5 protein-coding genes are annotated in these 9049 nt (G+C 62.4%); all 5 read left to right on the top strand.

What is annotated here, in order from left to right; genetic code table 11:
- Positions 1-262 precede the first annotated feature (262 nt).
- The 5 genes from ACW9I6_RS27625 to ACW9I6_RS27605 all read left to right on the top strand — a co-directional run bounded on the left by ACW9I6_RS27625 (position 263) and on the right by ACW9I6_RS27605 (position 8926).
- Positions 263-1414 carry an LLM class flavin-dependent oxidoreductase gene (locus ACW9I6_RS27625; RefSeq protein WP_008430513.1) on the top strand — a complete coding sequence of 384 codons (1152 nt, stop codon included), beginning with the start codon at positions 263-265 and terminating at the stop codon, positions 1412-1414.
- Positions 1415-1434: 20 nt separating this feature from the next.
- The gene (locus ACW9I6_RS27620; protein WP_003212533.1) at positions 1435-2484 is read left to right on the top strand and encodes an ABC transporter substrate-binding protein; all 1050 of its coding nucleotides are present in this window, start codon (positions 1435-1437) and stop codon (positions 2482-2484) included.
- A 126-nt stretch (positions 2485-2610) separates the two neighbouring features.
- On the top strand, positions 2611-3669 hold the full coding sequence (locus tag ACW9I6_RS27615) for an aliphatic sulfonate ABC transporter substrate-binding protein (RefSeq protein WP_003212534.1): 1059 nt from the start codon (positions 2611-2613) through the stop codon (positions 3667-3669).
- Between the two features lie 330 nt (positions 3670-3999).
- The gene (locus tag ACW9I6_RS27610; protein ID WP_008430519.1) at positions 4000-6264 is read left to right on the top strand and encodes a TonB-dependent receptor; all 2265 of its coding nucleotides are present in this window, start codon (positions 4000-4002) and stop codon (positions 6262-6264) included.
- Positions 6265-6463: 199 nt separating this feature from the next.
- Positions 6464-8926, top strand: coding sequence for a TonB-dependent receptor plug domain-containing protein (locus tag ACW9I6_RS27605; protein ID WP_003212536.1), 2463 nt, complete (start codon positions 6464-6466; stop codon positions 8924-8926).
- Positions 8927-9049: the final 123 nt, after the last annotated feature.

Genomic DNA, 9049 nt, shown 5'->3' with positions numbered 1-9049 from the left:
GCTTTGGTTACTTTGCCGCTTTTTTGCAAAGTGACTCGCTGTAAGAGCGAAACCAATAGCGGCCCTGACCGCAACAACGGATATGTACACAAAGTGCTTCACCTACAGCACCCACTGCTGACCCAGTGTTGCTACAGACGCACCCCCACCCCCAAAAAACCCACAACCCCCTGCCCCCGTTGGCCCAAGCCCCCATGGCATGCCCGTTGCAGTCCCAATCCCCAAAGGTCCCCGCACCCAATACGACTGAACCGGAGCACCCATGACCACTGAATTCTTCTGGCGCCTGCCGCTGGGCACCGACGGCCCCCAACTCACCACCGACAAACACAACCGCGGCAACCCCACCTACCGCCCCGGCAACATCGCACCAGGCCGCCTGCCCAACGGCCAACCCGACGACTTCACCTACATCGACTACATCGCTCAGGTCGCCAAAGCCGCCGAACTCGCCGGCTTCGAAGGCGCCCTGCTGCCCACCGGCCCCGAACCATGGATCGTCGCCGCCGCCCTGGCCCGAGAAACCCGGCGCATCAAATTCCTGATCGCCTTCCAGGCCACCTGGACCCTGCCCGCCTACGCCGCCCAACAAGCCGCGATCCTGCAAAACCTCAGCCGTGGCCGCGTAGAGTGGAACATCATCACCGGCGGCAACCCCGCCAGCCAGCGCGCCAACGGTGACTTCCTCGAACACGACCTGCGCTACAAGCGCACCGGCGAATTCCTCGACATCATCCAGGGCCTCTGGGAGCACGAAAAATTCTCCTACAACGGTGATATCTACCAACTGGAAAACGGCGCCCTGCCCCACGGCCTGCACCACGAACGCAAGCCCGGCGTGTACTTCTCCGGTTTCTCCGACGCCGCCCTCGATGTCGCCGCCAAACACGCCGACGTGTACCTGAACTGGGCCGAACCCATCGACAAGCTCAAGCCACACATCGAGCGCGTGCGCGAACTGGCCGACAAACAAGGCCGCACCGTGCGCTTCGGCCTGCGGGTAGACCTGTTCGCCCGGGAGACCGAGGAGCAAGCCTGGAAAGACCTGCGTCGCCAGTTCGACAAGCTCGAAGGCAAGAGCAGCCAGGTCGCCAAGGGCTTTACCAGCGGCTCGGATTCGGTCGGCGGCGCGCGCCAGACCGCGTACCACCAGAACGTCGACCGCTTCGACGACCTGATCATCGGTCCCAACCTGTGGGCCGGTTTCGCCAAAGCCAAACCGGGTCCGACCGTGGGCCTGGTCGGCAGCCACCAGAACATCGCCGAGCGCCTGGTGGAATACCGCGACGCCGGCTTCTCGACCTTCATCCTCGCCGGCAATCCACACCTGGAAGAAGCGTTGCGCATTGGCCAGGAAGTCCTGCCGCTTGTGCACCAACGCCCGGCGATCCAACCTTTGAAAGCCAGCGCCTGAACGCTGTGGGAGAACTCCTGATGACCCAACCTCTCGATACGCTCTGGTACACCCGCTGCCCCGTGCCCACCGGCCTGGGCATTGCAGTGCAAAAAGGCTGGCTGCAAGACACCGTCGGTGCCCTGGGCACCGAGGTGCAGTCGCTGCGCGAGTCCGATGACAAGGCGGTGCGCGAATCGCACTTCGATCACACCCTGCGCAATTCGGTACGCCATGGCGGCAATATCCCGGCGATCTGGGCCCGCGCCCAAGGCCGGGAAACCCGAGTGATCGGGTTGTCGTGGGCAGATGAAGTGCAACTGATCCTGACCCGCCAGGACAGCGGCATCAAAACCGTCAAGGACCTCAAGGGCCGTACTTTCGGCCTGCCGGACTGGGCCGGCGCACAGATCGACTTCACCCGCGCCCAGGCCCTGCGCGGGCTGGAAAACGCGTTGTCACTGGAAGGCCTGAAAGTCGGCGACGTGAAGCTGAAGAACTTCCGCTACGGCGGCACCTTCAGCGATACCCCGGTGCGCAATATCGCCGGTACGCCAGTCACGCAAAAAGTCAGCGAACGCAACCTGGAGCTGATAGGCCTGCTGCGCGGTGAAGTCGATGCGATCTTCCTCAAGGGCGCCCACGCCGCCCAACAGGCTCATGATTTCGGCCTGCACACGGTGATCGACACCGGCTCGCACCCGGACCCGCTGATCCGCAGCAACAACGGCACGCCGCGCACCCTGGCGGTGGACCTGAACCTGCTGGAAAACCACTTCGACGTAGCCACCGGCATTCTTGACTCGGTCCTGCGCGCCGAGCAATGGGCCCACACCCACTCGGAGGAAACCCGGCGCTACCTGGCCCAGGAAACCAACAGCAGTGAGTATTGGGTCACCGCCGCCTACGGCAACGACGCCCACTTGCGCCTGCGCACCGAACTTGATGAACAGGCAATTGCCGCGCTGCAGGACTTCACGCATTTCCTGCACCGCTGGCGCTTTATCCCGAAAAGCTTCGACGTGCGTGAATGGATTGATGCACGGCCGCTGGAAGCACTCTTGAACGGCAAAACCGCGCTGGCAGGCTAACCCCTGTAGGAGCCGGCTTGCCGGCGATGACGGCCTTCAATGGGGTATTGACCTTTCGGGCCTCATCGCCGGCAAGCCGGGCTCCTGCAAAGGTTTCCTATTTCATGGATTTGAACGAAGACCCTTATGAGCAAACCACTCGATACTCTCTGGTACACCCACAGCCCGGTTCCCACCGGTCTTGGCATTGCTGTGCAGTCCGGTCGCCTGGCCGAGGCGTTCCTGCCTTTTGGCACCAATATCCAGTCGTTGCGCGAGTCCACGGAACGGGAAGTTCGCGAGGCGCATTACGACCATCACCTGAAAAACTCGGTGCGCCACGGCGGTAATATCCCGGCGATCTGGGCCTACGCCAGTGGCGTGGAAACCCGGGTGTTGGGTTTGTCGTGGAGCGACGAGGTGCAGTTGATCCTGACCACCGCCGAGAGCGGTGTGCGCAGCGTGCGCGACTTGAAAAACCGGCGCTTCGGCCTGCCGAAATGGGCCAACGTGCAGATCGACTTCACCCGTGCCCAGGCCCTGCGCGGCCTGGAAAACGCCCTCAAGCTCGAAGGCCTGGAAGTCTCGGACGTAGAGCTGGTGGACTACCCCTACGGCGGCACCTACAGCGACAACCAGGTGCAATACGTCTACGGCTCCCCGGCGAGCCTGGGGGTGAGCCGCTTCAGCCGCCGCAACAACGAACTGATCGGCCTGCTGCGCGGTGATATCGACGCGATCTTCCTCAAGGGTGCCCACGCCGTGCACCTGGCCAACGAGTTCGGCCTGCATGTGGTGGTGGACACCGGTTCGCACCCGGACCCGCTGATCCGCTCCAACAACGGCACGCCACGCACCCTCACGGTGGACATCAACCTGCTGCAGGAGCACTTCGACGCCAGCGTGAAAATCGTCGACACCGTGCTGCGCACCGAGCAATGGGCCTGGGCCAATCCGGACGAGACCCGGCGCTTCCTGGCACAGGAACTCAACACCAGCGAGTACTGGGTAACCGCGGCCTACGGCGAAGATGCCCATCGTCGGCTGCGTACCACGCTCGATTCGCGCTCCATCGAAGCCTTGCAGGATTTCACCGATTTCCTGCATCGCTGGAACTTCATTCCACGGCGCTTCGATGTGCGCGACTGGATTGATTTCAGCGTGCTGGAAAAGGTCATCGGCTCCACCTCCCGCGTGGCTGTTTGACCTCCCCCATGTAGCAGCTGTCGAGCCCAGGCGAGGCTGCGTTTGCGGTGTGTCAGATACACCGTTTACGCAGCCTCGCCGGGGCTCGACAGCTGCTACGGCAACACCTCCCCTGCTGCTCCAGCAGCACCCTCCAAGCAACTTCTGCTGAATCTTCGACAGGCTTTTCAAGCGGCCTTCGGCTGCGCTTTCAATGGTTCGAAAACGCCCTTTTCCTTAATTTTTTAATCGTTATATATCAATATCTTACAAACATGTATCGACCCTGAAATCTGCTTGGCACGATCTCTGCTCTAGCCCCTTCAAGGAAACTTTTCCGGGGGAGATTTCATGCACACACTTAATCCAATCACCAAGGGCCTGTGGCTCGCTTTACTGCTGGCAGGCGGCACCGCCAGCGAACCTCTATTGGCCGCCGACGCTGCCGAAAACGACGCCGGCAAAACCGAACCGTCGCTGAAGACCGTGACCGTGACCGCACAACACCGGGAAGAAACCCTGCAAGAGGTTCCGGTCGCGGTGTCGGCGGTACAAGGCACCAGCATCATTGCCGACGGCGTGCGGTCGATGGGCGATATCACCACCTTCATTCCCAACGCCTCGGCGAAAAACCCCGACGGCGACGGGCGCCCGCGCTGGTACATCCGTGGCCTGGGCACCGGCGACACCGGCGCAGCCACTGTGTACCCGGTGGGCATCTACGCCGATGACGTGTACCTGAACGCACCGATTGCCGGTGGCGGTCCGCTGTTTGACCTCGAGCGCATCGAGATCCTGCGCGGCCCCCAAGGCACGCTGTATGGCAAGAACACCACGGCCGGCGCGGTGAATATCATCTCGAAGAAACCGACCTTCGACACCGACGGCTATGGCACGATCGGTTTTGGCAGCAAGAACGAACGCATCGTCAACGGCGCCATCGGCGGCACCCTGGTTCCGGAAAAACTCGCGGCGCGGATCTCGCTGTACTCCGAGGAACGCGACGGTTTCCAGAAAAACCTGATCGACGATCACACCTACGGCGACGTCAACAAAAAGGCCGTGCGCCTGCAATTCTTCGCCCAGCTCAACCCGGACCTGGACGCGCTGTGGAAGATCCACAGCCGCGAGTTCAAGGGCGACGGCGCCAACGGTGCGCTGACCCTCGGCCGTTACTACAACGTGGGCTACACACGCCCCGCCGGGCGCAATATTGCGCTGAACGTGGACGACGACTCCAAGCTCAACCATGACGGTACTTCGCTGACCCTCAACTGGCACTTGGGCGATTACACCCTCACGTCCATCAGCGCCTACGACTACATCCGCGGCCAGTCCAGTGGCGATGCCGACTACACGCCCTACGAGGTCAACGGCACCTCTACCGCCGACAACAAATACACCCAGTACTCCCAGGAAATCCGCCTGGCCTCGCCCCAGCAGGAAACCCTGCGCTGGTTGGCCGGCGCGCACTATTTCCATGAAGACCTGGACAGCAGCGCCGGACGCTTCATCGCCCCGGGCCCGACACCCAATGGCACCGGCTCGAACCAGGTCAACGGCGCGACGGACTTTCGCGACCTCAATTACAACCACACCACCGACAGCTACGCGCTGTTCGGCAACCTGACCTACGACCTCACCGACAACTTCAGCGTGACCGGTGGCCTGCGCTGGACCCAGGAAAAGAAAGACATCGACCTCAACCTCACTCAGTTGACGCGCGCCACCGCCAATGGCCCGCTGATTCCCCTGGGCGGCGTCGGTACCAACGGCAACCGCCAGGAAGACAAGACCTGGGAAGCCTGGACCTATGACCTGACCCCGGAATATCGGATCAACGACAACGTGCGGGTGTTCTTCCGCTATGCCCACGGCTTCCGCTCGGGCGGCTTCAACACCGGGCTGTCCACCAGCCTGTCGCAGCTGACCACGGTGGACCCAGAACAACTCGATGCCTACGAATTCGGCGTGAAGTCCGAGTGGTTCAACCATCGCCTGACGGCCAACGCGAACATCTTCTACTACGACTACTCGGACATTCAGGTCAACCTGCTGACCGTCAACAACGGCGTACTGACCACCGCGCTGACCAACGGCGCCAAGGGCAAGGTCAAGGGCGCCGAGCTGGAACTGGAAGGCCAACCCACCGACTACCTGCACCTGCGGGCGGCGATTTCGTTCCTGGATACCGAATACACCGACTTCAAAAACACCAACCCCAACACCGGTGCGGTCACGGGTGACTACAGCGGCAACAGCTTCGTGCGCTCGCCGCGCAACGTGGTGTCGCTGGGTGGCGACTACACCATCCCGCTGGAAATCGGCGGCAAGCTGGTGGCCGGTGCCGACGTGAGTTTTCGCGACAAGGAATACTTCCTCGCCGACCGCCAGAGCAGCGCCGACAAGGACTTGAGCCAGCCGCACTACACCTTGGCCAACAGCCGCCTGACCTGGTACAGCGCCGACGAAAAACTCAGCGTCACCGGGTTTGTGAACAACCTCACCGACCGCCGCTATCAGGTGCATGGCCGGCCGAACGGCGGGCTGGGGCAGTACGTGATCACTTACGGCGACCCACGCACCGTGGGGCTGAGCGTGACCAGCCGCTTCTAACTTCAGCCGCCGGACACTATTCACCAAACGCCGGAGATCAAATGTGGGAGCTGGCTTGCCTGCGATAGCGGTGGGTCAGCCAACCATTATGTGGCTGTGCCGCCATCATCGCAGGCAAGCCCGCTCCCACAGTTGACCTTCTTTGTTTGAGCCATAGCGCCCGGCCGCCATCGTCAACACGCTTCGAAAGGACCTTTCTATGTTCCAACGTACTCCGTTGGCCGGCGCCATCGCGCTGGTCATGGGCAGCCTTGCCGTGCCTGCTGTAGCGGCTGATGCGCAGCCCACTGCCAAGACCGACAAGCTCGACACCGTGGTGGTACTCGGCACCCGCCGCAGCGACGTCACCGCCCTGCAAAGCGCCGCACCGGTAGATGTGCTGAGCGGCGAGCAATTGCAGCAAACCGGCGCTGCCGACCTGTCCGGCGCACTGACCGCACTGTCGCCGTCCTTCAGCTTCCCGCAGTCGCCCCAGGGTGCATTTGCCGGTTCCATCGCCCAGGGCGCCTCGCTGCGCGGCCTGGCTTCCGACCAGGTGCTGGTATTGGTGGATGGCAAGCGCCGCCACACCAGCGCCAACATCACCCGCCAGAGCCTGGCCAACGGTCGTGGCGCGGCAGCGGTGGACTTGAGCCTGATCCCGTTGAGCGCGATCGACCACGTGGAGATCCTGCGTGACGGCGCCGCCGCTCAATACGGCTCCGATGCGATTGCCGGGGTGATCAACATCGTGCTCAAGCAAAAAGACGACGGCGGCAACGTCGGCTACCGTTTCGGTGGCTACAACAAGGGCGATGGCATGCAGCGCAAGTACAGCGGCTGGAAAGGCTTCGAACTGCCGAATGACGGTTTCCTGACTTTGAGTTTCGATGCCGGCAGCCAGGACCCGGCCAGCGACACCAACCCGGACAACCGAATCTTTTATCGCGGCGACACCAGCGTGAACACGCCGCGCGAGCAGAACAACCGCTATCGCACCTGGAACTGGGGCTCCAACAGTGTCTCCGACCAGTACAACTTCCTGGCCAACGGCGAGATGGGTGTGGGCGAAGGATTGACCGCCTACGGGTTCGCCACCTATTCCCACAAGAACACCGACTCCACCGGTTTTTTTGACCCGCCCACCGCGCTGTACAACAACTACGGCAGCGTTTCCTTGCAGCGTTATCCGGACGGCCGTTTGCCGATCACGCGCTACACCCTGGAGGACTATGCCGCCACCGGTGGCCTGCGGTACGAAAACGAGCAACTGGGCAAGTTCGACCTGGCGCTGAACCACGGCACCAACATCGTCAAGTCCACCGACTACAACGCGATCAACCCCAGTTGGGGCACCAACAGCCCGGCGACGATCTACACCGGCGAGCGCAAGAACGACCAGACCAACGTGACCCTGGATTGGGTGCGGGACTTCCCCACCGACTTGCTGTTCAAGCCGCTGACCGTCTCCGCAGGCCTGGCCTGGCGCCAGGAAAATTATCAGTTGAGCGCAGGCGCGCCGGCCGCCTCGCAGAACGGCCCGCTGTTCAACACCGTTGACCCGGTGACCGGACGCCGGCTCACCGGGTATTACTCGGGTATCACCCCGGTGGATGCCGACTCGCTGCAACGCAAGGTGCTGGGCGCGTATCTGGATGTCGAAGGCCAGGTCACCGAGAAGTTCCAGGCCGGTGTCGCAGTGCGTACCGAGCACTATTCGGACTTTGGCGACACCACCAACGGCAAGCTGTCGCTGCGCTACGACTTCACCCCGCAGATCGCCGCACGGGCCAGCGCCAGCACCGGCTATCGCGCACCGTCCCTGGCGCAGAGCGGCATGTCGTCGTTCAGTGTGCAGGTGGTGGAACAGCCGCCGGGCAGCGGTAACTACGTCGAGGTGCAGCAGCGCACCTTGCGCGCCAACAGCCCGGAAGCCCAGGCCCTGGGCGGCACACAGCTCAAGCCCGAGGAGTCGACCAACTACTCGCTGGGCCTGGTCTGGCAACCGCTGGACAACGCATCGGTGACGGTGGATGCCTACCGCATCAACATCAACAACCGCATTACCCTTTCCGACCAATTGCCGGCCTCGGTGGTCTCGCCGATCTTCGCCGGGACGCCTTACGCCAATATCCAGAGCGCGGCGTTCTACACCAACATCGCCGACACCCGCACCGACGGTATCGAACTGACCGGCAACTACAAACTCGACCTGCAGCAATGGGGCCGGGTGAACTTCAACGCCGGCTATGCGCGTAATCGCACGCAAATCACCGACCTGCGCAACGTCGGCAACATCGCGGGCAACCAGATCATCGGCCGCACCACCCAAGGCCTGATCGAGCACGGCACCCCGGACTACAAGCTGACCCTCAGCGCCAACTGGGCCTATGAAAAGTGGGGAGTCACCGTGGCCCAGCGCCGTTATGGCGAATGGAAAAGCCTCAACGCCGCCAACCCGAACCTCGACCAGACCTTCAGCCCGCAATGGGTCACCGACCTGGACGTGTCCTACAACCTTGGCAAGGGGATCAAGCTTTCAGCCGGTGCGACGAACCTGTTCAACACTCACCCGGACAAGGCTTCCGGCGCGCAGTTGTACGGTGTGCCGATCTACTCGATCACCAGTCCTGAAGGCGCCCAGGGTGCGTTCTACTACACCAGTGTGAGCTACGACTTCTGAGGTAATTGCTGATGGGGTGTTGCTGCAGCAGCACCCCATTGTTGGCCAGGCATCATTCGGGCATTCGGATGTACACCCATCCATTGTGGGAGCTGGCTTGCCTGCGATGACGGTGGATCAGCC

The organism is Pseudomonas sp. SDO5522_S412 (assembly GCF_054071215.1).
The sequence above is the reverse complement of the archived record's forward strand: the minus strand, read 5'-3'. Positions and strand labels throughout refer to the sequence as shown.